We start from the raw sequence: 22,392 nt of genomic DNA on the forward strand, positions 1-22,392 counted from the left end.
ACCGGTCGGGCGGCGCTTCAGTGTAGACCGAGCCCGACGCAGGCACCAGGCACCTTCGGTGCATAGGCTGGTCGGGTGAACCACAGCTCTCGACTGGTCGATCGCGTCCAGCTCCGAATCGATGAATTCCTCACCGGGCGCACGCCAATTCTGCGCTCCATAGGAGAGGACGTCTCCGCCCTCGGCGACCTTTCGCGGGACTTTCTCAGCGGGGGCAAGCGGTTCCGCGCGCGCTTCTGCGAGGCGGGCTGGAACGCGGTGTCGAGCACCTCGAGCGAGGCCCATCCGAGCGGCTCCGATCCGATCGCGAGGGTGGGCGCCGGGCTGGAGCTGTTCCACGCCGCCGCCCTCGTCCACGACGACGTGATCGACAACTCCGACACCCGCCGCGGCGCTCCCGCGGCCCACCGGCGCTTCTCCTCCTTCCACGCCGACGGCGGTTGGACCGGCGACCGCGACGAGTTCGGCCGCTCCTCCGCGATCCTCCTCGGCGACCTCCTCCTGGTCTGGTCGGACGAGATCTTCGCCGCGGCGGAGTGGTCGCTCGGGGATCGAGTCGCAGCCGAGCGCGCGCGCGCGGAGTTCAACCTGATGCGCACCGAGGTCACGCTGGGCCAGTACCTCGACATCCTCGAGGAGAGCGCATGGGTGCAGCACCCCGAGCACGAGCACCTGCAGCGGGCGGAGCGGGTGGTGGTCTACAAGAGCGCGAAGTACAGCATCGAGGCGCCGCTGGTGATCGGCGGCTCCCTCGCCGGCGGCGACGACGCGCAGCTGGACGCCCTGCGCCGCTTCGGGCTCCCGGTCGGGATCGCCTTCCAGCTGCGCGACGACGTCCTCGGGGTCTTCGGCGACCCGGCGGTGACGGGCAAGCCGGCCGGCGACGATCTGCGGGAGGGCAAGCGCACCGTGCTGCTCGGCCTCGCCCGAAGCGCGTGCTCGCCGGGCGAGCGGGCCGAGCTCGACGCGGTCGTGGGCCGGAGCGACGCCGACGCGGCGTCCATCGCGCGGGCGCAGGAGATCATCGCGGGCAGCGGCGCCCTCGAGCGGCTCGAGGAGCGCATCGACCAGGAGGTGGCCGCGGCGATCGCGGTCCTCCCCGACGCGCCGCTCCGCACGGAGGGCGTGAGGGAGCTGCGCGAGCTGGCCGCCCAGGTCACGGTCCGCACCTCCTAGGAGCGGACCGGCGGGATCAGGCCAGGGCCTGGGCGACCCGCCGGACCTCGGCCTTGCGCCCGGCGCGGAGGGCGACGATCGGGCTCGTGCCCAGGCTCTCCTCGACCGTCAGCATCCAGTCGACCGCCTCGTCGTCGGTGAAGCCGGAGTCGGCGAGCAGGATCGCGGTGCCGCGGATCTCGCTCATCGGCTCCCCGTCGCGGACGAAGAGGGCGGGGACCTTCAGCACGCCGTCGCGGCGGGTGCCGAGCAGGTGGCGCTCCTCGAGGAGGCGGCGGACCCGGCCGGCGCCGAGCCCGGTCAGCTCCACGAGGTCGGGGACGGTCAGCCACTCGAGCTCGGAATCGGTCGAGGTGGCGGGGGAAGCGGACGAGTCGGTCACGCGTCAAGACTGCCACGAGCCCGGAGGGCCGCCAACTGCGGGCGCCCCGGAGAAGGAGTCGGGCCCGTCCTGCTCCGCCCGGGCGTCGCTCACCGGTTCCCCCGGGGGTCTTGCCTAGACTCGTCGCGTGACCACCAGCCAGCTCGACCCCCTCCTCGGCCGTCTCGTCGACGGCCGGTACGAGGTGCGCTCGAGGATCGCCCGCGGCGGCATGGCGACGGTCTACCTCGCGCACGATCAGCGCCTCGAGCGCCGCGTGGCGATGAAGGTCATGCACGGCCACCTCTCCGACGACGCGACGTTCAAGAACCGCTTCGTCCAGGAGGCGCGCTCCGCCGCCCGTCTCGCCCACCCGAACGTGGTCAGCGTCTTCGACCAGGGCCAGGACTCGGACATGGCCTACCTGGTGATGGAGTACCTCCCCGGGATCACCCTGCGCGACCTGCTCAAGGAGCGCGGCCGGCTGACCGCCCAGCAGGTCGTCGACATCATGCACTCCGTGCTCTCGGGTCTCGCCGCCGCGCACCGCGCCGGGATCCTCCACCGCGACCTCAAGCCCGAGAACGTGCTCCTCGCCGACGACGGCCGGATCAAGATCGGCGACTTCGGCCTCGCGCGCGCCGCCTCCGCCAACACCGCCTCCGGTCAGGCCCTCCTCGGCACGATCGCCTACCTCTCCCCCGAGCTGGTCACGCGGGGCACCGCCGACACCCGCAGCGACATCTACGCCATCGGGATCATGATCTACGAGATGCTCACCGGAGAGCAGCCCTTCACGGGCGAGCAGCCGATGCAGATCGCGTACCAGCACGCGAACGACTCCGTCCCGTACCCCAGCGCGACGGTCGCCTCCGTCCCCACCTCGCTCGACGAGCTCGTCCTCTGGGCGACCGAGCGCGACCCGGACATGCGGCCCCGCGACGCCGGTGTCATGCTCGCGCAGCTGCTCGAGGCCGAGCGGCTCATGGGCATCACACCGAGCGACCGCCGCGGCGACACGCAGGCGGTCACCCCGCTCCCGGCGCCCGTCGCCGATCCGGCGCCCGCGACGGCCGTCTTCGATACGGCGGAGCCCGGGCAGACCTCGGTCTTCGACCCGGCGCCGGCCCCCGGAGCGGTGCTCGTGGTCGACGAGGACGACGACACCGTCGCCCGGCTCGCGAGCAGGCGCCGCGTCCGACGGCGCCGCGGCGTCCTGCTCACGGTGGTCGTCCTCCTCCTGGCGCTCATCGGCGGCGGGGCGGCCTGGTGGTTCGGCGAGGGACCCGGCGCGATCGTGTCGATCCCGGACGTCGTCAGCCAGTCGCAGCAGGACGCGACGGCCCAGCTGCAGGCGCAGGGCTTCGAGGTGCAGCCGCAGGAGACGCCCGACCTCACCGTGCCCGCAGGGACGGTGGTGAGCTCCGATCCGCCCGGCGGGCAGGGGGTGCACAAGGGCTCCGTCATCACGCTGACCGTCTCGAGCGGGCCGCGCCAGCTGCCGGTCCCGTCGCTCGCCGGCCTCTCGGAGGCCGACGCTGCCGCCGCGGTGACGGGCGGCTCCTTCACCGTCGGCGACGTCTCGAAGATCTTCGACGCCGACGTCGACGCGGGTGTGGTCGTCTCCGCCTCGCTGCCTGACGGATCGGCGCTGCCCGAGACGATGTCCGAGACCAGCACCATCGCGATGGTGGTGAGTCTCGGACCGATCCCGAACGTCGTCGGCCTCTCGATCGACGACGCGACGGCGAAGGCGGAGGCGGCCGGTCTCGCCCTCGACCGCAGCGGCGAGGACTGGAGCGACACCGTGGCCGCGGGCGTCGTCCTCACGCAGGCGAACCCGGAGGCGCCCGCCGTGACCGGCGACACCGTCTCGGTCGTCGTGTCGAAGGGGCCCGAGCCCGTCGCCGTGCCGAACGTCGTGGGGATGAACCGCGACGAGGCGAAGGCGGCCCTCGAGGCGGCGGACCTGTCGTGGAGCTACTCCCTGACGACGCTCGGCCCGCTGATCGACGCGGCGCCGAACGAGCTGACCAAGGTCACGAACCAGTCCAACAAGGCCGGCGATCTCGTGCAGCGCGGCACGACGATCCAGCTGTCGATCACCATCACGACCTGACGCCGCCGGTCGAGCCCTCAACGAGGACTCGACCGGCGGTCGGGGTCGGATCAGATCGCGCGGCCCCGGAGCTCCTCCGCCACGAGGAACGCGAGCTCGAGCGATTGCATGTGGTTGAGGCGCGGGTCGCAGACCGACTCGTACCGGGTGGCGAGCGTCGCCTCGTCGATGTGCTCCGAGCCGCCGAGGCACTCGGTGACGTCGTCGCCTGTGAGCTCGACGTGGATGCCGCCCGGGTGCGTCCCCGCGGCGCGGTGCGCCTCGAAGAAGCCCTTGACCTCGTCGACCACGTCGTCGAAGCGACGGGTCTTGTAGCCGGTCGGCGTCGTCAGCCCGTTGCCGTGCATCGGATCGGTCACCCACAGCGGCAGGGCGTCGCTCCGCTTGACGGCCTCGAGCAGCGGCGGGAGGGCGTCGCGGATCCTCCCGGCACCCATGCGGGTGATGAAGGTGAGGCGACCGGGCTCCCGCTCGGGGTCGAGCTTGTCGATCAGCTCGAGCATCGTCTCGGGCGTGGTCGACGGGCCGAGCTTCACGCCGATCGGGTTGCGCACCCGCGACAGGAAGTCGACGTGAGCGCCGTCGAGCTCGCGGGTGCGCTCGCCGATCCAGATGAAGTGGCTGGAGGTGTTGTACGGCGTGCCGGTCCGCGAGTCGATGCGCGTCATGGGGCGCTCGTAGTCCATCAGCAGGCCCTCGTGGCCGGTGTAGAACTCGGTGCGCTTCATGCCCTCGAAGTCGGCCCCGCACGCCACCATGAACTTGACCGCGCGGTCGATCTCGCGGGCCAGCTGCTCGTAGCGCTGGTTCTGCGGGTTCTCGGTGAAGCCCTTGTTCCAGTAGTGGACGAGGCGCAGGTCGGCGAATCCGCCCTGCGTGAAGGCGCGGATGAGGTTCAGCGTCGAGGCGGCGGTGTGGTAACCCTGCACGATGCGGCGCGGGTCCGCGGCGCGCGACTCCGGGGTGAAGTCGTAGCCGTTGACGATGTCGCCGCGGTAGGCGGGCAGGGTCACGTCGCCGCGGGTCTCGAGGTCGCTCGAGCGCGGCTTCGCGAACTGGCCGGCCATCCGGCCCATCTTGATGACGGGCATGCTCGCGCCGTAGGTCAGGACGACGGCCATCTGCAGCACGGTCTTGACGCGGTTCCGGATCTGCTCGGCGGTCGCTCCGGCGAAGGTCTCGGCGCAGTCGCCGCCCTGCAGGAGGAACGCCTCGCCGCGGGCCGCGGCTCCGAGACGCTCGCGCAGCTGGTCCACCTCGCCGGCGAACACCAGCGGAGGGAGCGCGGCCACCTCGGCGGACGCCGCTCGCACGGCCTCCGCATCGGGCCACTGCGGCTGCTGCTTGATCTCGAGCTCGCGCCAATAGTCCAGGCCGGCGACCACGGAGGGGGCGGCGAGGACGTACGGTTCGTTCGGATCGATGACCACGAGGGTGTTCCCGGTTCTGACGGGCGCCAGCGGCGCGCGGAGGGCCGCCGTCCGGACGGACGGCAGCGGTTGACGAGCTTATCGCCTGGCAGAGCGCTCGGCCGGGAGGGGGCCCCGGCGTCGAGCGCGCGCTCAGCGGGTGAGGGCCGCGCGCTTCTCCTTGACCGAGGTCGCGTAGACGTCGAGGTACTCCTGGCCGCTCAGGGCGAGGAGCTCGTACATGATCTCGTCGGTGATCGAGCGGAGGATGAACCGGTCGCCCTCCATGCCCTCGAAGCGGCTGAAGTCGAGCGGCTCCCCGAAGACGATGCCGATGCGGCCCAGCTTCGGCAGGCGCTTCCCGATGGGCATGATGCGCGCGGTGTCGATCATGGCGACCGGGATGACGGGCACGCGGGCCTCGAGGACCATGCGCGCGACACCGGTGCGGCCGCGGTACATGCGGCCGTCGGGGCTGCGCGTGCCCTCGGGATAGATGCCCAGGGCGTGGCCGCCCGCGAGGACGCGAAGGCCCGTGTTGAGCGAGGCCTCCGACGCCTTGCCACCGGAGCGGTCGATGGGCAGCATCCCCGTGGCGGTGAAGAACGTCCGCGTCGCCCAGCCCTTGAGGCCCTTGCCGGTGAAGTAGTCGCTCTTGGCGAGGAAGACCATGTTCCGCTCGATCACCAGCGGGAGGATCACGGAGTCGATGAAGGAGAGGTGGTTGCTCGCGAGGATCACGCCGCCGTTCTGCGGCACCTTGTCGGCGCCGACCACCCACGGCCGGAAGATCGTCTTCAGGAGCGGGCCCGCGACGATGTGCTTCATGAACCAGTAGAACATCGGGCTCCTCGGCGGTGCGGCGGATCGGGTGCGGCGGGTGCCGCTAGAGGGAGCTCGCGTGCAGGCGCGCCAGGTCGGCGGCCCCCACGACTCCGGCGTCGTTGACGAGCTCCGCGATGCGGAACTCGGGCTCGGGGTGGTAGCCCCGGGCGGGGAGGTTGTCGAGGTAGGCCTGGCGGATGGGGTCCAGCAGGAGGTCGCCCGCCTGCGCCACTCCGCCGCCGATGACGAATATCTGCGGGTCGAGGACGGCGCTCAGGCTGGCCGCCGCCTCGCCCAGCCAGTGGCCGAGCTGGCGCAGCGCCGCGAGGGCGCCGAGGTCTCCGGCGGTGATCAGCTCGGAGATGAGGTGGCCGTTCAGCTCGCCGCCGTTGCGGGCGCGGGCGTCGGCGATGCCCTGGCCGATCCCGCCCGCGTCGGCCAGCTCGCCGGCGAAGCGCTGGAGCGCGCGGCCCGAGCCGTACTGCTCGATGCAGCCGCGGGCGCCGCAGCCGCAGGGCAGGCCTCCGGGGACGACGCGCATGTGCCCGATCTCGGCCGCGGCGCCGAAGCCGCCGCGCAGGAGCCGGTCGTTGATGACGATCGCGCCACCCACTCCGGTGCCGATGGTGAGCATCAGCATGTCGCTGACGAGGCGGCCCGAGCCGTAGCGGAACTCGGCCCAGCCGGCGGCGTTCGCATCGTTCTCGATGATGATCGGCAGGTCGATGCGGGCCGAGAGCTTCTCGCGGAAGGGCTCGTTGCGCCAGTTGATGTTCGGGGCGTAGTAGACGATCGACTGCGAGGCGTCGATGAAGCCGGCGGCCGCGACTCCGACCGCGGAGACGTCTCCCGGGAGCAGGCCGGAGCGCAGATGCTCGACCATCTCGACCACGACGTCGACGATCAGCTCGGGGTGCCCGGCGGGCGTGGGCCGACGGTCCTCGCGGAGGATCCCCCCGAACTCGTCGACCAGGGCTCCGGCGATCTTCGTGCCGCCGATGTCGATCCCGATCGCGTGCACGCGAACCGCCTTCCCGTCGCCACCGGCGCGGCAGCGTCGGCGGGCCGCCCTGAGCGGCGGCCAGGACGAGTGTAGTGACCGCGAGCGCTCCGATGCGGCTCAGCGGCGAGACCCGGCGACGCGTGTCGGCCCTCCTCGCGGAGCCACCCCTGGATCGTTACCCTGAACGGATCCACAGCTTGCGCCGCGCCGGTAGGGTGGAGACGACGTTCATTCAGGTACCGAAGGAGTTGCCGTGGACCAGTTCGATTCCCCCCTGGTGGTTCCGGCCGATCCCCAGGCCAACACGACCGCCCTCCTGCTGGACCGCGTCCGCGAGACGCCCGATCGCCCGCTCTTCGCGCTGCCCGACGGCGACGGATGGCGCGATGTGACGGCGCAGGAGTTCCTCGACCAGGTCACGGCCCTCGCGAAGGGCTTCGTCGCCGCCGGCCTCGAGCCGGGCGAGAAGGTCGGGCTGATCTGCAAGACGCGCTACGAGTGGACGCTGATCGACTTCGCCGTCTGGTTCGCCGGCGGGATCCTCGTCCCGGTGTACGAGACCTCCTCCCCCGCGCAGGTGCAGTGGAACCTCGCCGACTCCGGCGCGCACGCCGTGATCGTCGAGACCCCCGAGCACTTCGCCCGCTTCGACGAGATCCGCGCCGACCTTCCCGAGGTCCGACTCGCCTGGCAGATCGGGCTGGGCGATCTGGACAAGCTCGTCGCGCGCGGCGTCGACGTGCCGGACGCCGAGATCGAGCGCCGCCGCTCGCTGGCGACCGGCACCGACATCGCGACGATCATCTACACCTCCGGCTCCACCGGCCGCCCCAAGGGCTGCATCATCCGGCACTCGAACTTCGTCGAGCTCAGCCGCAACTCGGCGGTCGCCCTGACGGAGCTGATCCACCAGCCCGGCGCGTCGACGCTGCTGTTCATCACCACGGCGCACGTGTTCGCCCGCTTCATCGCGATCCTCTGCGTGCACGGCGGGGTGAAGGTGGGGCACCAGGCCGACACCAGGCAGCTGCTCCCCTCACTCGCGTCCTTCAAGCCGACGTTCCTCCTGGCCGTGCCGCGCGTGTTCGAGAAGGTCTACAACTCCGCCGAGCAGAAGGCCGAGGCCGGGGGGAAGGGGAAGATCTTCCGCCGCGCGGCCGACGTCGCCGTCGCCCACTCGATGGCGCTCGAGGCGGGCTCGGTGCCGCTCGCGCTGAAGCTGCAGTTCCTCCTCTTCGACCGGCTCGTCTACTCGAAGCTGCGCACCGCCATGGGCGGGAACGTCCGCTTCGCCGTGTCCGGCTCGGCGCCGCTGGGAGACCGGCTCGGGCACTTCTTCCACAGCCTCGGCATCAAGATCCTCGAGGGTTACGGCCTCACGGAGACGACGGCGCCCGCCACCGTCAACCGCACCGAGCGGTTCAAGATCGGCTCGGTGGGCCCGGCGATGCCCGGGGTCTCGATCCGGATCGCGGGCGACGGCGAGATCCAGGTGCGCGGCATCGACGTCTTCGGCGGCTACTGGAACAACGAGGCGGCGACGGCCGAGTCTTTCGACGGCGAGTGGTTCCGCACGGGCGACCTCGGAACCCTGGACGAGGACGGGTACCTGCGCGTCACCGGGCGGAAGAAGGAGATCATCGTCACCGCCGGCGGCAAGAACGTCGCTCCGGCGGCGCTGGAGGATCCGATCCGCGCGAACCCGCTGGTCGGCCAGGTCGTCGTCGTCGGCGATCAGCGCCCGTTCATCGCCGCTCTTGTCACGCTCGACTCCGAGATGCTGCCGACGTGGCTCGCGAACAACGGGCAGGACAAGGGCCTCTCACTCGAGGACGCGGCCGTGAACCCGGTCGTTCTGGCCGAGGTGCAGCGGGCCGTCGATGCGGCGAACGAGCGCGTGTCCCGCGCCGAGTCGATCCGGAAGTTCGTGATCCTCCCGACCGAGTTCACGGAGGCGAGCGGTCACCTGACTCCGAAGATGAGCATCAAGCGCAACGTCATCCTCGCCGACTTCGCCGACACCATCGCCGCCGTCTACTCCGCCGCCCCCGCCACCGAGGGCATCTCCCTCCGCTGACCCCGCGCTCTCCTGCCGTTACCAGCAGGCCGTCCCGATCGCAGCCGCCTCCGGGACAGCGCGCCCAGCTCTATCCCGTCGGCGGAACGCCCGACGCTCTCCTCGTCGCGCCCACGTCGCGATGCAGACCGCGCCGAGCCGGGAAAGGACCGGCTCCCCCTCACACAGCCGTATCCGGGAAAGCGCGTCCCAGCGCTTTCCCGTCGGCGGAACGCCCGACGCTCCACGAAACTCCCCACCTCGAAAGGCCGACCGCGCGGAGCCGGGCAAGGACCGGCTCCCCAAAACACAGCCGTATCCGGTGAAGCGCGTGCCAGCGCTTCACCGTCGGCGGAACGCACGACGCTCCACGGAACGCGCCCACCTCGAGCGGCCGACTGCGTGGAGCCGGGCAAGGACCGGCTCCCCACCAACACAGCCGTATCCGGGAAAGCGCGTCCCAGCGCTTTCCCGTCGGCGGAACGCACGACGCTCCACAGAACGCGCCCACCTCGACAAGCCGACCGCGCCGGGCCGGGCAGGGACCGGCCCGGAATCGAACTCAGAACCAGTCGGATTCCCGGACGGCCTTCATGGCGGCGCGGCGGTCGTCCTTGGAGAGGCGGTCGAGGTACAGGCGTCCGTCGAGGTGGTCGCATTCGTGCTGGAGGGCCTGGGCCATGAGGCCGTCGCCTTCGAGGACGATCTCGTTGCCGTCGAGGTCGGTACCGCGGACCTTCGCGTGCGGGTAGCGGATCGCGGGGTACCAGAGGTTCGGGACGGAGAGGCAGCCCTCGTCGACCGGTTGCGGGTCTCCGCTGAGCTCGATGATCTCGGGGTTGAGGATGTAGCCGATGACGCCGTCGACGTTGTAGCTGAAGGCGCGGAGGTTGACGCCGATCTGGGGGGCTGCGACGCCGGCGCGTCCGGGCGGGCGGACGCTGTCGACGAGGTCCTCGACGAGGCCGCGGACGCCGGCGTCGACCGTCGCGATGGTCGTGGACGGGGTCTTCAGCACCGGGTCCCCGAAGATGCGGATCTGGCGTTCGGTCATGTGGTGCGCTCCCTCAGGGCCTCCTCCGCGCTCAGGAGGGCGTTCTCGACGACTTCGCTCGCTGCGGGGTGCGGCCAGTACTGGCTGCGGGCGAGTCCGCGGATGCCGGTGCCGGCGCTGGCGGCCTGGACGAGCGGCTGAATGAGGATACTGGCCTGCGGCCCGATGATGTGCGCGCCGAGGAGGGTGCCGTCGAGTCCGACGACCAGGAGGCAGGCGCTGGAGTCGTCCTCGAGCGCCCAGCCGAAGGCGGTGGAGCCGTACTCCTGGGTGACGGTGACGACGTCCAGGCCCTGGTCCCGCGCTTCGGCCGCGGTGAGCCCGAAGTGGGCGATCTGCGGGTGGGCGAAGATCGCGCCGGGCACCGGCGAGAGGGTGTCGGAGAGCAGCTCTCCCGGGTGCAGGAGGTTGTGCGCCACGAGGCGCGCCTCGTGGTTGGCGACGTGCTTGAGCTGCCAGCGGGACGACACGTCGCCGAGGGCGAAGAGGCCGGGCACGGGGTGTCCGCCGGAGAGGACGCGCTGCTCGGTGTCGACGCTGATCCGGCCGTCCTCGTGCAGATCGATCCCGACGGAGGCGGCGGCGACCGTGTCGCTGTTGGGGTCGCGGCCGAGCGCGACGAGCAGCAGGTCGGTCTCGACTGTCGTGCCGTCGCTGAGGGCGACGCGGAGCCCGTCAGGGCGGGCGTCGACGCTCTCGGCGCTCACTCCGGTGAGCACCGTGTACCGCTGGGCGGCGATCCCGGTGAACCGGCGCGAGACGTCCTCGTCGAGGGCGCGGAGGAGGCGGTCGCCGCGGACGGCGACGGTCACGGCCGTGCCGAAGGAGGAGAAGACGTGGGCGAACTCGACGGCCACCGCGCCGCCGCCGAGGATCAGCATCCGCTCGGGGAGCTCGTCGAGCCGCATGACGGAGGAGGAGTCCTGGATGCGGGGGTCCGGCTCGTACGCGGCGAGGAGCGGCCTGGGCCGCGAGCCGGCGGCCACGACCACCTGCGGCGCACTGATGCGGGCACCGCTGGCGCTGACGAGGACGTGCGGGCGGTCGCCGTCTCCGAGCGACTCGAAGCCGAAGCTCTCGCGGAGGACGGTCACGTTCGGGGAGCGCTGATCGCGGTACTCGAAACCGCCCTCGCTGATCGCGTCGATCCGGCCGAAGACCCGGTCGCGCACCTCGGCCCACTCGGGGCGGCGCAGGCGGGAGTGGACGCCGATCGGGCCGCCCTGGTCGACGTCGGTGACCACGTCGGCGACATGGACGAACATCTTGGTCGGGATGCAGCCGGCGTTGAGGCAGGTGCCGCCGAACCACTCCCCGTCGTCGAGGATCGCGACCCGCAGGCCGTCGAACTCCGGACCGACGATCGAGTTGCCGGAGCCGGCCCCGATGACGATCAGGTCGAAGGCGTCGGTGGACGCGTCGGGTCCGTCGGTGCGGTCCTGGTGCGCGGCGGACGCCGCCCCGGAAGCCCGGGGCTCAGACACGTCGGACCGGCATGCCCTCGACCACGAGCGCGGCGAGCAGGCGTGCGGCGTCCTTCGTGCCCTCGCGCAGCTGCTCCCACTTCACCACGGATCCGGCGGCGAGCACCGGGTCGTAGGGGATCCGGACGATGTCGCGGACGCGGGAGCGGAAGTGCGACTCGATCTCCTCCAGCTTCACCAGGCTCGTGCCCTGCGTCGCCGTGTTGAGCGCGACGACAGCGTTGCGCACAAGGGCGCCGTAGCCGTTCGCGTCCAGCCAGGTGAGGGTCTCGGAGGCCAGGCGGGCCTCGTCGACGCTGCCGCCCGAGACGATCACCACCGTGTCGGCGCGCTGCAGCGTGGGCCGCATCACCGAGTGCACGATGCCCGTGCCGCAGTCGGTGAGCATGATCGAGTAGAAGCGCTCGACCAGGTCGGCGACCACGTTGTAGTCGTCCTCGTCGAAGGCCTCGGAGAGCTGCGGGTCGGTGTCGGAGGCGAGGACGTCGAGGCGGGTCTCGTCGCGGGAGACCATCGTCGAGAACTCGGTGAACCCGGTCACGCCGGCCGCGCGGTTCACGACGTCGCGGACGGTCGCCCGCGTCTGCTTGGGGACGCGCTCGGCCAGGGTGCCGCGGTCGGGGTTCGCGTCGACCGCGATGATGCGGTCCTCGCGCGCGTCGGCGAGGGCCATGCCCAGGAGCGTCGTGACCGTGGTCTTGCCGACGCCGCCCTTGCGGGTCATGACCGGGACGAAGCGGGTGCCGCCCTCGAACTGCCGGCCGATCCGCTCGTCCATCGCCTTCCACGCCTTCACCTTCGCGGAGTCGCCGAGGTTGACCGTGTGGAAGGTCAGGCCGTAGAGGAAGCGGTGCCAGCCGCCCGTGGGAGCGGGACGGGTCTTGCGGTTGACCTCTAGCAGCCTGTCCGGGGTGAGCATCGACGCCGACTCGGGGACGGCGGCGCTCGGCGCGGACGGGGCGGGAGCGACGCTCGAGGACTCGGCGCGGAGGCGGTCGCGGCGCGTGGGGACGGCGGCGGGCTCCCCCGCGGACTCGGACGCCGCGGGCTTCTCGGCGGACTCCGCTCGGGCGGGGATCCCCGCCGAGACCGGTCCGTTCGCGCCTGACGGGTGAGCGGGAGCCGGTGAGGGGGTCGGAGCAGGACTCGGCTCCGGGGGCACGAGAGCGTGCGAGCGCGAGGGCGGCAGGCCGAGGCGGCCGACGTCGATCGCGTCCTCGTCCTCGACCGGAGCAGGGGCGGTGGAGCGGCGCCGCGGGCCGGGCGGGGTGATCCGCACGCCGTCGGGCAGGAGGGTCGGAGCGGTGTCGCTCGCTCGCGGGGAGTACTGACCCGATTCCCGAGCCGCGTCCATGGCGGTCCGCGGCGTGGGACCGGTGCCGGTGTCGGGCTGTTCGTCGTTGCGCTCATCCATGCGAACGAGCCTCCTTCCGCTCAGGACGAGTGTACCGGCGGGCCCGGATCGCGCCGGGCGGCTTGGTCGGAGCGCGCTCCGACTGCTAGTGCGGCCCGCTTCCGGATGCGGCGCGGACGGCGCGTGCAGCGAACGGTTAGGTTCTGCCGCCCGGAGGAACGTAAAGTAGTCAGCCATGCATGTACTCAGCGTGAGCTCCCTCAAGGGCGGCGTCGGCAAGACCACGGTGACGCTCGGCCTTGCATCCGCGGCGTTCTCGAAGGGCCTGCGAACGCTGGTCGTCGACCTCGATCCCCAGTCCGACGTGTCGACCGGAATGGACATCAACGTCGCCGGCCACCTCAACATCGCCGACGTCCTGACGTCGCCGAAGGAGAAGATCGTCCGCTCGGCGATAGCCCCCTCCGGCTGGACCAAGGAGCACCACGGCACGATCGACGTGCTGATCGGCAGCCCCTCCGCGATCAACTTCGACGGGCCGCACCCCAGCATCCGCGACATCTGGAAGCTCGAGGAGGCCCTCGCGAGCGTCGAGGCCGACTACGACCTCGTGTTGATCGACTGCGCCCCGTCGCTCAACGCCCTGACCCGCACGGCCTGGGCCGCGAGCGACCGCGTCGCCGTCGTCACGGAGCCGGGCCTGTTCTCGGTGGCCGCCGCCGACCGGGCGCTCCGGGCGATCGAGGAGATCCGCCGCGGACTCAGCCCGCGCCTCCAGCCGCTGGGCATCATCGTCAACCGCGCCCGCGTCCAGTCGCTGGAGCACCAGTTCCGGATCAAGGAGCTGCGCGACATGTTCGGGCCGCTCGTCCTCAGCCCGCAGCTCCCGGAGCGCACCTCCCTCCAGCAGGCGCAGGGCGCGGCGAAGCCCGTCCACGTCTGGCCCGGGGAGAGCGCCCAGGAGATGGCGCACAACTTCGACCTGCTGCTCGACCGCGTCATCCGCACCGGACGCATCGGCGAGCAGGTCCCCGCCGCGACCTAGGGCCGGCGGGTCCGCCGGACTTCTCCGGCTCGAGCTCTCGGGACGCGGGCGATGCTCGATGCTCGATGAGTGCCAGGGACGGCGCCGGCGGACGCTCGGCGTCAGAGTTCAGCGCGGACTCTCGATGCGTGGGAGGAGCCCGCCACTCGATCAGCACGGTCAGACTCGGATGGCGCCCGTTGCTCGCACAGCGCGGCTGCAGGCGGGTCCGCTCCTGATCGGCTGAGCGTGCGAAGGGGACCCGGGAGTCCCCGGGGCCGCGGTCGACCTGCGAGGGGTGGGCGGTCAGCCGACGCGGCGGGAGGCGCGGCGCTGGGCGAGCTCGTCGCCAGGGTCGACCGACTGGTGGTCGAGCTCGACGAGGCTCGACTCGACCTCGCGGAGGACCTTGCCGACGGCGATGCCGAAGACGCCCTGGCCGCGGCTGAGCAGGTCGATGACCTCGTCGTTCGAGGTGCAGAGGTAGACGCTCGCGCCGTCGCTCATCAGGGTCGTCTGCGCGAGGTCGTCGACCCCGGACTCGCGGAGCTGGTTGACCGCCGTGCGGATCTGCTGGAGCGAGATCCCGGTGTCGAGCAGGCGCTTGACCAGCTTCAGCACGAGGATGTCGCGGAAGCCGTAGAGGCGCTGCGTTCCGGAGCCGGACGCGCCGCGCACGGTGGGCTCGACGAGCTCGGTCCGCGCCCAGTAGTCGAGCTGCCGGTAGGTGATCCCCGCGGCGCGCGCCGCGACGGCCCCGCGGTAGCCCGCGTCGGCGTCGAGCTCGGGCAGTCCGTCGGTGAACAGGACGAGGTCGCGCTGGCCGCTGACGTCGCGGCTGACTTCTCTCATCCCTGTGCCTCTCGGATCCGGACGCCGGATCCTCCGAACGCGCTCCCTACCGTACCGACCGGCGCAGGCCGAGTAAACGACATCGGCCTCGGCGCCGCGGCGTGTCGCACGGGCCGCCCGACGGCCGGCGGCGCGGCCCTCACGAGCGGGCGATCCGCGAGAGGGCGCTGCGCACCATCGCCCCGCGGATCGTGCCCAGCTGGGTCGCGAGCCCCACCGCGTTCTCGGCAGCGCCGGCGGAGCCGGACGCCTCTCCGCGGCGGGCGCTGGAGGCGACGACGCTCTCGATGAGCGACATCTCGCGCTCGACGGCGACGCGGAGCGGTCGGAGATGGCGGGGCTCGATACCGGATCGGCCGAGGTCGACGAGCGCCTTGAGCGTCGTCACGGCCTCGTCCCCGAACACGTCCCCGCCCCGCACGAGCCCGGCGGCGATGGCCTCCTGGACGAGAGCGGGCGTGGCACCGGACTCGGCCGCGAGGCCCTCGCGGGTCAACCGCGTGGCGGGGCCGAGGAGCGAGGCGCTCGGACCCCCGACACCGGCCGGCAGGGCGGGCTCGCGTCCGGCGTCGATGTCGTCGAGGTATCCGCGGATGACCTTGAGGGGGAGGTAGTGGTCGCGCTGCAGAGCGAGGATCATCCGGAGCCGCTCGACGTCGGAGCCCGAGAACTTGCGGTAGCCGGAGTCGGTGCGGGCCGGCGAGACGAGCCCCTGCTCCTCGAGGAAGCGCAGCTTGGACGGGGTGACGTCCGGGAACTCACTGGTCAGCCTGGCCAGCACCTGCCCGATGCTCAGCAGAGCGGCGGAGCCGGTGGGGAGGGCGCGCGCGGAGGAGCGGCCCACGGCTCACGCGTCCGGAGCGGCGACGAGGTCGGCGCGGGACGCGTAGAAGGTGAGTCGGAACTTGCCGACCTGCACCTCGGAGCCGTCGGTGAGGATCGCGGACTCGATCCGGACCCCGTCGAAGTAGGTGCCGTTCAGGGAGCCGAGGTCGTGGACCTCGAACGCCGTGCCGCGGCGGACGAACTCGGCGTGCCGGCGCGAGACCGTGACGTCGTCGAGGAAGATGCCCGCGTCGGGGTGACGGCCGACCGTCGTGGAGTCGGTGTCGAGGAGGAAGCGGGCGCCGGTGTTCGGTCCGCGGCGCACGACCAGCAGCGCGGATCCCGAGGGCAGAGCCCCGACGGCCTCGGCCTCCTCGCGGGACGCGCGGTTGTCGAGAGCGGCGAGCTGGGCACCGATGTCGTCGGTGAACGTCAGAGTCGTCTCCGTCGACGGCTCACCGGGAACGGAATTGTGCTGGGCGGATGATGCTCCACCGACGGGCTCGACCAAGACGTACCTCCTATCAGGTCAGCGTATCCGAATCGTGACCCTCGTCGGACCCCTGAGCACCTGTGCGGACCCCCAGGACGAGGTCCCGCGTCTGGACGGCGTAGACGATCCCGGCCCACCAGTAGAGGAACGCGCCCCACAGCGCGAAGGCCCAGGCGATGGGGAGCGAGGCGGGCGCGAGGGCCGGGAACGCCTGCCCCAGCATGATCAGCGGGAGCGCGTAGAAGAGGCAGAAGGTCGCGAATTTCCCCAGGTGGTGCACGGGAAGCGGTCCGTAGCCGTTGTTCGCCAGGACGACCGCCAGGACCACGAGCATCAGGTCGCGGGCGAGCAGCACGGCGACCAGCCACCAGGGCACCAGTCCGCGGGCCGCGAGGCCCAGGACGGTGGCGAAGATGTAGAGGCGGTCGGCGGCCGGATCGAGGACGCGGCCGAGGCGCGTCATCTGGTCGAAGCGGCGCGCGATCCAGCCGTCGAGGTAGTCGGTGAGGCTCGAGACCACGAGGGTCAGGAGCGCGAGCGCGTCCTCGCCGAGGACCACGAGCACGAGGAACACCGGCACCAGGGCGAGGCGCACCAAGCTGAGGACGTTCGGGACCGTCCAGATCCGGTCCTCACCGGTGCGCGCCATGCGCCCAGCCTAGGCGGGGCGCACGGCGGCGTGGTCAGCGCTTGTCGCGCCAGACCCGCTCGAACGGCAGGCGCCAGGCGTGCGGCGCGATCAGCTGGTGGATGGCGTTCGGCCCCCAGGAGCCGGGCGCGTAGAGACGGACGGGCGGCGGATCCTGCAGGAGCGGCGCGGAGACCTCCCAGAGCCGCTCGATGCCCTCCGCGGTGGTGAACAGCGTGTGGTCTCCGCGCATCGCGTCGAGGATCAGGCGCTCGTAGGCCTCGAGCGCGTCGCCCGCGCGGTCGGTCTCCTGGAGCGCGAACTGCATGCTCAGCTTGTCGAGCCGCATGCCGGGACCGGGGCGCTTCCCGTAGAACGAGAGCGAGACCTTCGAGGCGTCCGCCAGGTCGAAGGTGAGGTGGTCCGGGCCGTGGGCACCGACTCCGGAGCCCTGCGGGAACATGCTCTTCGGGGGCTCGCGGAACGCGATCGAGATGATGCGCTGGCCCTCGGCCATCCGCTTGCCGGTGCGGAGGTAGAACGGCACTCCCGCCCAGCGCCAGTTGTCGATCTCGCACTTCAGCGCGACGAAGGTGTCGGTCTCGGAGTCGGCGGCGACGCCCGGCTCGTCGCGGTAGCCGATGTACTGGCCGCGCACCACGTTCTCGGGGTTCAGCGGACGCATCGAGCGGAAGACCTTGTTCTTCTCCTCGCTGATGGCCTGGGGCTCCAGCGCGGTCGGCGGCTCCATCGCCATGAACGCCAGCACCTGGAAGAGGTGGGTGACGACCATGTCCTTGTAGGCGCCGGTGGACTCGTAGAACTCGGCGCGGCGGTCGAGAGTCAGGCGCTCGGGGATGTCGATCTGGACGTGATCGATGAAGTTGCGGTTCCAGATCGGCTCGAAGAGGCCGTTGGCGAAGCGGAAGGCCAGGATGTTCTGCGCCGGCTCCTTGCCGAGGAAGTGGTCGATCCGGAAGATCTGCTCCTCGCTGAAGGTCTCGTGGAGCTCCGCGTTGAGGACGACCGCGCTCTCGAGGTCGACGCCGAACGGCTTCTCCATGATGATCCGCGAGCGCTCGACCAGCCCGGCCTCGGCGAGCATCCGCACGACGGAGAGCGCGGCCCTGGGCGGGACGCTGAGGTAGTGCAGCCGGCTCACGTCCGGGCCGAGGACCGCCTCGGCGTCGGTCACGGCGGCGGCCAGCGCGGCCGGGCCCGCGGACTGCGGGACGTAGCGGAGCTTGGACGCGAACTCGTCCCACTGCGCCGGCGTCAGGGAGCGGCTCCCGAACTCGTCGTAGGCCAGCTTCGCGAAGGCACGGAACGAGGCGTCGTCGTGCTCCTCGAGCGAGGTGCCGACGATCTGCAGGTCCGGTGCGAGGGAGGAGAGCGCGAGGTGGGCCATCCCCGGGATGAGCTTGCGCCGGGCCAGGTCGCCGACGGCGCCGAACAGCACGACGACATGGGGTGCCGCCTGCTCGGTCTGGACGGCTGGAGCGGGGGGTGCGGTTGTCACGGTCACCCCTCGATCATTCCAGTTCGGATCGTGACGCAGGCGTCATGTGCTCGATACGCACCGCCGCTAAGGTCTCTCCCGTGCATCCGTTCTCCGACGCGTCCGCCGCGACCGCAGCACCCGCCTCCGCCACCGCCCCCTCCTCCGCCGACGGGACGACCGCGCCTCCGCTCGACGAGAGGATCCGCGCCGACGTCCACCTGCTGGGCGAGCTGCTCGGCCAGGTGCTCCGCGAGTCGGGCGAGCCCTCCCTCTACGAGGACGTGGAGCGCCTGCGCGCGCTCACGATCAGCGCCTACGACAGCGGCGACGCCGCCGGGACCGCGGAGGCGGAGGAGTTCGTCGCCTCGCTCACGCTCGAGCGCGCCGAGGAGGTCGCCCGGGCGTTCACCTGCTACTTCCACCTCGTCAACGTGGCGGAGGAGTTCCACCGCGTCCGCGTGCTGCGCCGGCGCGAGGCCGACGCCGGCGCGCAGTCGCCCGAGGACTCGATCCTCGCCTCGATGCGCCGGCTGACCGGGGAGCTCGGGGAGGACGAGGCGTTCGCGCGCCTGTCCCGACTGGAGTTCCGCCCGGTCCTCACGGCGCACCCGACCGAGGCGCGCCGCCGCGCAGTGGCCTCGACCATCCGCCGCATCAGCGACCTGCTCGAGCAGCGCGACGACCCGCGCATGGGCGGCGTCGTGCTGGTGGAGATCCGCCGCAGGCTGCTGGCCGAGGTCGACACGCTGTGGCGCACCGCTCCGCTGCGCGAGTCCAAGCCCACTCCCCTCGACGAGGTGCGCACCGCGATGAGCGTCTTCGACGAGTCGCTGTTCTCGGTGCTCCCCCGCGTCTACCGCCGCCTCGACGACGCTCTGCTCGGCGAGGGCTCGGGCACCCGGGCTCCGGTCGCACCGGCCTTCGTCCGCCTGGGCACCTGGATCGGCGGCGACCGCGACGGCAATCCCTTCGTCACCGCCGAGACGACCCTCGCTGCGGTGGACATCGCCTCCGAGCACGTCCTCATGGGCCTCGAGCGGGTCGCCCGCCGCGTGGGCCGCGCGCTGACCCTCGACGCGTCGACCACTCCCCCGTCGGCCGCCGTCGAGGCGCTCTGGGCCTCCTGCGTCGAGCGGGCTCCCGAGCTCGCCGCCGACATCGCCGAGCGCTCGCCCAACGAGGCGCACCGCCGCGTCCTGCTCTTCGCGGCCGAGCGCCTGGCCGCGACCCGGTCCGAGGGGCCGCTGGCCTACTCCGCCGCCGCCGAGCTGCTGGCCGAGCTGCGCACCATCCAGGAGTCCCTGGTCGAGGCCGAGGACGTCCGCGCCGCCTACGGCGACCTCCAGGACTTCGTCTGGCAGCTCGAGACCTTCGGCTTCCACCTCGCCGAGATCGAGGTGCGCCAGCACTCGAAGGTGCACCGCGAGACGATCGCCGCGATCCGCGCCGGCGAGGAGCTCGACGAGCGCGGCCTCGAGGTCCTGTCGGTGTTCCGGGCGATCGCGAAGGTCCAGGAGCGCTTCGGCACCGACGCGGCGAGGCGGTACATCGTCTCCTTCACGCAGTCGGCCGACGACCTGCGGACGGTCTTCGAACTGGCCGAGGCGGCGACCGACGGCAAGCCGCCGATCATCGACGCGGTCCCGCTCTTCGAGACCTTCGCCGACCTCGACGCCTCGACCGACATCCTCGCCGAGATGATCCGCCTCCCCCAGGTTCAGGCGCGCCTCGCGGCCACCGGCAACCGGCTCGAGGTGATGCTCGGCTACTCCGACTCGTCGAAGGACGTCGGACCGGTCTCGGCGACGCTCGCGCTCTACGACGCGCAGGCGCGCATCGCGCAGTGGGCGGCCGACGAGGGCATCGTGCTCACGCTGTTCCACGGTCGCGGCGGAGCGCTCGGCCGCGGCGGCGGGCCGGCCAACCGGGCCGTCCTCGCGCAGCCGCCCGGATCGGTGGACGGCCGCTTCAAGCTGACGGAGCAGGGCGAGGTCATCTTCGCCCGCTACGGCAACCCGGACATCGCCACCCGGCACATCGAGCAGGTGGCGGGAGCGACGCTGCTCGCCTCCTCCCCCGCTGTCGGCGAGCGCAACGCGGGCGCCGCGGAGCGCTTCGCCGAGGTGGCGGCGACGATGGACCGCGAGTCGCGCCGCCGCTTCTTCGAGCTCGTGAAGGCCGACGGCTTCGCGCCGTGGTTCGCCCGGGTCACCCCGCAGGAGGAGGTGGGCCTGCTCGCCCTCGGCTCGCGTCCGGCCCGCCGCGGCCTCTCCGTCGAGTCGCTCGAGGACCTGCGAGCGATCCCGTGGGTCTTCGCCTGGACCCAGGCCCGCGTCAACCTGACCGGCTGGTTCGGGCTGGGCAGCGCGCTCGAGGCCGTCGGCGACCTCGACCTGCTCCGCGAGGCCTACGCCTCCTGGCCGCTGTTCACGACGATGGTCGACAACGTCGAGATGTCGCTTGCGAAGACCGACGAGGGCATCGCCCGCCGCTACCTCGCCCTCGACTCCCGCGACGACCTCGCCGGACTCGTGCTCGACGAGATGGCGCTCACCCGCCGGTGGGTGCTCTCGATCACCGGCGAGGAGAGCCTGCTCACGGGCCACCGCGTGCTCGGCCGTGCCGTGCGCCTGCGCACCCCGTACGTCAACGCGCTCTCGCTCCTGCAGCTGCGCGCACTGAAGGCGCTCCGCACCGACCCGGGCGGATCCGGGACGGAGCAGAACCAGCGGCTGCTCCTGCTCGCGGTCAACGGAGTCGCGGCGGGTCTGCAGAACACCGGCTGATCCCGGCTCGGAACGACGGAACCCCCGGCGGCCTCACGGCTGCCGGGGGTTCTCGTGCGTCTGCGGGCGCCTCCCGCCTGAGGAGCGGGTCGAGGCGCCGGGTGGATCAGGCCTGCGGGGCGGCGCCGGCCTCCTGAGCGGCCTTCGCCTCCTCGTACTGGCGGCGCACCTCGACCATGTCGAGGCCGCGGACCTGCTCGATCAGGTTGTCGAGCGCGGGGGCGGGCAGGGCGCCGGGCTGAGCCATCAGCGGGATGCCGTCGCGGTACACCACGAGGGTGGGGATGGAGGAGATGCCGTAGCTCGCGGCGAGCTGCTGCTGGTCCTCCGTGTCGACCTTCGCGAACGTGATGTCGGCGTTCTTCTCGCTCGTGGCCTCGAAGACCGGAGCGAACTGCTTGCACGGGCCGCACCAGTCGGCCCAGAAGTCGATGAGGACGATGCCGTCGGCGATCGTCTGGTCGTGGGAGTCGAGGGTCATCGCAGTCGTAGCCATGGGGGATGCAACCGGGTGCCCCCGCGGCCTATTCCCGGGCGGGATCGAGGAGGTCGAGCAGCGAGCGCGGACCGACCACGGCGGCCCCGAGCGCCTCGACGCGGGCGGCCAGTCCCCGGTCGGCCGTCACGACGACCGCGGTCTCGAGCGCGCCGACCAGCTCGACGATCGCGTCGTCGCCCGAGCCGTCGGCCGAGTGGACCGTGAGCCGCTCCGTGAGAGCGCCCGGCTCAGGACGGGCGGCGCGCGCCGCTCCCTCGAGCACCACGGCGATGCGCGGCCAGACCGTGTCGGCGTCGATCCCCAGGAGACGGCCGGGGACGCCGGCCTCCGCGAGGCGGGCCAGGGAGGCGAGGAGGCGCTCCGCGGCGCCGGCGCGGTCGCGCCACCAGCCGTCGGGGCGTGAGCCGACTACGTTGGCGGCGTCCACGACGAGCACCGGGATCGAGGAGCCGAGCGCGCGCAGGCCCGGCCAGGCCGCTCCGAAGCCCGGGTGCAGCGGCAGGGAGTCGACCTCGTCGGGGGCGACCCAGCGCAGCTCGGTGCTCTCGGCGTCGCTGATGCGGGGAGTGAAGTGCTCGCGGGACTCGGCCAGGACTGTGGAGTAGCTCCACGGTCCGATCACGACGACGCTGGAGAGCACGGGCCGGATCAGGTCGGCGGGGACGCCCGCCTCCTCCTCCGACTCCCGGAGGGCCGCCTCGAAGGCCGTCTCCTCGGGGTGACGGGCGCCGCCGGGCAGCCCCCAGGTGTCCCCGAAGTGGCTCCAGCTGACGCGGTGCTGGAGCAGGACGCGTCCCGACGGATCGCGCAGGAGGAGGCCGGCGGCGCCGAAGCGTCCCCAGAAGCGGCGTCCGTCGCCGATCTCGACCCAGCCGTCGCCGAGCGACGCGTCGAAGGGGTGGCGCGGGAGCACGGCGTCCGCGCCGGGGTCCTCGCTGGTCAT

19 protein-coding genes are annotated in these 22,392 nt (G+C 72.0%); 5 read left to right on the top strand and 14 right to left on the bottom strand.

All coding sequences use genetic code 11. The features are described 5' to 3' along the window. Positions 1–75: 75 nt before the first annotated feature. Complete coding sequence (locus C5C63_RS02830) at positions 76–1,176, top strand: polyprenyl synthetase family protein (RefSeq protein ID WP_104325452.1); 1,101 nt, start codon at positions 76–78, stop codon at positions 1,174–1,176. A gap of 16 nt (positions 1,177–1,192) precedes the next feature. Here C5C63_RS02830 and C5C63_RS02835 read toward each other — a convergent pair whose 3' ends face one another. Beyond that, positions 1,193–1,558 carry an Rv2175c family DNA-binding protein gene (locus C5C63_RS02835; RefSeq protein WP_104325453.1) on the bottom strand — a complete coding sequence of 122 codons (366 nt, stop codon included), beginning with the start codon at positions 1,556–1,558 and terminating at the stop codon, positions 1,193–1,195. Positions 1,559–1,685: 127 nt separating this feature from the next. On the opposite strand from C5C63_RS02835, the gene pknB reads away from it, so the two are divergent. Further along, positions 1,686–3,656, top strand: coding sequence for a Stk1 family PASTA domain-containing Ser/Thr kinase (gene pknB / locus C5C63_RS02840; protein WP_104325454.1), 1,971 nt, complete (start codon positions 1,686–1,688; stop codon positions 3,654–3,656). Positions 3,657–3,706: 50 nt separating this feature from the next. On the opposite strand, the gene C5C63_RS02845 is transcribed toward pknB, so the two are convergent. From C5C63_RS02845 to C5C63_RS02855, 3 genes are all read right to left on the bottom strand, one after another. Continuing rightward, the gene (locus C5C63_RS02845) at positions 3,707–5,041 is read right to left on the bottom strand and encodes a class II 3-deoxy-7-phosphoheptulonate synthase (RefSeq protein ID WP_104222617.1); all 1,335 of its coding nucleotides are present in this window, start codon (positions 5,039–5,041) and stop codon (positions 3,707–3,709) included. A gap of 177 nt (positions 5,042–5,218) precedes the next feature. Beyond that, positions 5,219–5,908 (bottom strand): 1-acyl-sn-glycerol-3-phosphate acyltransferase, encoded by a 690-nt coding sequence (locus C5C63_RS02850; protein WP_104222581.1) that lies wholly within the window; start codon positions 5,906–5,908, stop codon positions 5,219–5,221. Positions 5,909–5,951: 43 nt separating this feature from the next. Further along, entirely contained in the window at positions 5,952–6,911 is a 960-nt protein-coding gene (locus tag C5C63_RS02855; protein WP_104325455.1) for an ROK family glucokinase, read from the bottom strand. Positions 6,912–7,146: 235 nt separating this feature from the next. Here C5C63_RS02855 and C5C63_RS02860 point away from each other — a divergent pair, with 235 nt between their 5' ends. Then, complete coding sequence (locus C5C63_RS02860) at positions 7,147–8,970, top strand: long-chain fatty acid--CoA ligase (RefSeq protein WP_104247148.1); 1,824 nt, start codon at positions 7,147–7,149, stop codon at positions 8,968–8,970. A 541-nt stretch (positions 8,971–9,511) separates the two neighbouring features. On the opposite strand, the gene def is transcribed toward C5C63_RS02860, so the two are convergent. Genes def through C5C63_RS02875 form a run of 3 tightly spaced genes read right to left on the bottom strand, consistent with a single transcriptional unit; the run spans position 9,512 to position 12,901 of the window. Beyond that, the gene (def, locus tag C5C63_RS02865; protein ID WP_104295639.1) at positions 9,512–10,003 is read right to left on the bottom strand and encodes a peptide deformylase; all 492 of its coding nucleotides are present in this window, start codon (positions 10,001–10,003) and stop codon (positions 9,512–9,514) included. Next, a complete protein-coding gene (locus C5C63_RS02870) occupies positions 10,000–11,487 on the bottom strand; it encodes a mycothione reductase (RefSeq protein WP_104325456.1) in 1,488 nt (495 codons plus the stop codon). The genes def and C5C63_RS02870 overlap by 4 nt, the downstream gene beginning before the upstream one ends. Next, positions 11,480–12,901: a MinD/ParA family protein gene (locus tag C5C63_RS02875; protein ID WP_258062898.1), complete on the bottom strand. Its 1,422-nt coding sequence runs from the start codon at positions 12,899–12,901 to the stop codon at positions 11,480–11,482. Before C5C63_RS02875 ends, C5C63_RS02870 begins: the two co-directional genes overlap by 8 nt. A gap of 175 nt (positions 12,902–13,076) precedes the next feature. Between C5C63_RS02875 and C5C63_RS02880 the strand changes: the two genes are divergently transcribed. Then, positions 13,077–13,886: a ParA family protein gene (locus C5C63_RS02880; protein ID WP_104222576.1), complete on the top strand. Its 810-nt coding sequence runs from the start codon at positions 13,077–13,079 to the stop codon at positions 13,884–13,886. A 285-nt stretch (positions 13,887–14,171) separates the two neighbouring features. Here the strand turns inward: C5C63_RS02880 and C5C63_RS02885 are convergent, their stop codons facing one another. From C5C63_RS02885 to zwf, 5 genes are all read right to left on the bottom strand, one after another. Further along, positions 14,172–14,717, bottom strand: a complete 546-nt coding sequence (locus C5C63_RS02885; protein WP_104222575.1) for a MerR family transcriptional regulator — start codon at positions 14,715–14,717, stop codon at positions 14,172–14,174. Between the two features lie 139 nt (positions 14,718–14,856). Further along, positions 14,857–15,561 (bottom strand): MerR family transcriptional regulator, encoded by a 705-nt coding sequence (locus C5C63_RS02890; RefSeq protein WP_104222574.1) that lies wholly within the window; start codon positions 15,559–15,561, stop codon positions 14,857–14,859. Positions 15,562–15,564: 3 nt separating this feature from the next. Then, entirely contained in the window at positions 15,565–16,053 is a 489-nt protein-coding gene (locus C5C63_RS02895) for an FHA domain-containing protein (RefSeq protein ID WP_104222573.1), read from the bottom strand. Between the two features lie 13 nt (positions 16,054–16,066). Next, on the bottom strand, positions 16,067–16,684 hold the full coding sequence (locus C5C63_RS02900) for a CDP-alcohol phosphatidyltransferase family protein (protein WP_104295637.1): 618 nt from the start codon (positions 16,682–16,684) through the stop codon (positions 16,067–16,069). 34 nt (positions 16,685–16,718) lie between these two features. Further along, positions 16,719–18,182: a glucose-6-phosphate dehydrogenase gene (gene zwf, locus C5C63_RS02905; RefSeq protein WP_104225448.1), complete on the bottom strand. Its 1,464-nt coding sequence runs from the start codon at positions 18,180–18,182 to the stop codon at positions 16,719–16,721. A 44-nt stretch (positions 18,183–18,226) separates the two neighbouring features. On the opposite strand from zwf, the gene C5C63_RS02910 reads away from it, so the two are divergent. After that, positions 18,227–20,950, top strand: coding sequence for a phosphoenolpyruvate carboxylase (locus C5C63_RS02910; protein WP_104325457.1), 2,724 nt, complete (start codon positions 18,227–18,229; stop codon positions 20,948–20,950). Positions 20,951–21,056: 106 nt separating this feature from the next. On the opposite strand, the gene trxA is transcribed toward C5C63_RS02910, so the two are convergent. Both trxA and C5C63_RS02920 read right to left on the bottom strand, forming a co-directional pair. Further along, positions 21,057–21,446 (bottom strand): thioredoxin, encoded by a 390-nt coding sequence (gene trxA / locus C5C63_RS02915; protein ID WP_104225382.1) that lies wholly within the window; start codon positions 21,444–21,446, stop codon positions 21,057–21,059. Positions 21,447–21,474: 28 nt separating this feature from the next. Further along, entirely contained in the window at positions 21,475–22,392 is a 918-nt protein-coding gene (locus C5C63_RS02920; protein ID WP_104292460.1) for an NUDIX domain-containing protein, read from the bottom strand.

This window comes from Rathayibacter sp. AY1B8 (genome assembly GCF_002932775.1).
Taxonomy (GTDB): Bacteria; Actinomycetota; Actinomycetes; order Actinomycetales; family Microbacteriaceae; genus Rathayibacter.

Coding starts and splice junctions, on each gene's coding strand:
- C5C63_RS02900 (WP_104295637.1), bottom strand. CDS start 16,684: ATGGCGCGCACCGGTGAGGACCGGATCTGGACGGTCCCGAACGTCCTC.
- trxA (WP_104225382.1), bottom strand. CDS start 21,446: ATGGCTACGACTGCGATGACCCTCGACTCCCACGACCAGACGATCGCC.
- C5C63_RS02880 (WP_104222576.1), top strand. CDS start 13,077: ATGCATGTACTCAGCGTGAGCTCCCTCAAGGGCGGCGTCGGCAAGACC.
- def (WP_104295639.1), bottom strand. CDS start 10,003: ATGACCGAACGCCAGATCCGCATCTTCGGGGACCCGGTGCTGAAGACC.
- C5C63_RS02885 (WP_104222575.1), bottom strand. CDS start 14,717: ATGAGAGAAGTCAGCCGCGACGTCAGCGGCCAGCGCGACCTCGTCCTG.
- C5C63_RS02920 (WP_104292460.1), bottom strand. CDS start 22,392: ATGACCAGCGAGGACCCCGGCGCGGACGCCGTGCTCCCGCGCCACCCC.
- C5C63_RS02875 (WP_258062898.1), bottom strand. CDS start 12,901: ATGGATGAGCGCAACGACGAACAGCCCGACACCGGCACCGGTCCCACG.
- C5C63_RS02910 (WP_104325457.1), top strand. CDS start 18,227: ATGTGCTCGATACGCACCGCCGCTAAGGTCTCTCCCGTGCATCCGTTC.
- C5C63_RS02850 (WP_104222581.1), bottom strand. CDS start 5,908: ATGTTCTACTGGTTCATGAAGCACATCGTCGCGGGCCCGCTCCTGAAG.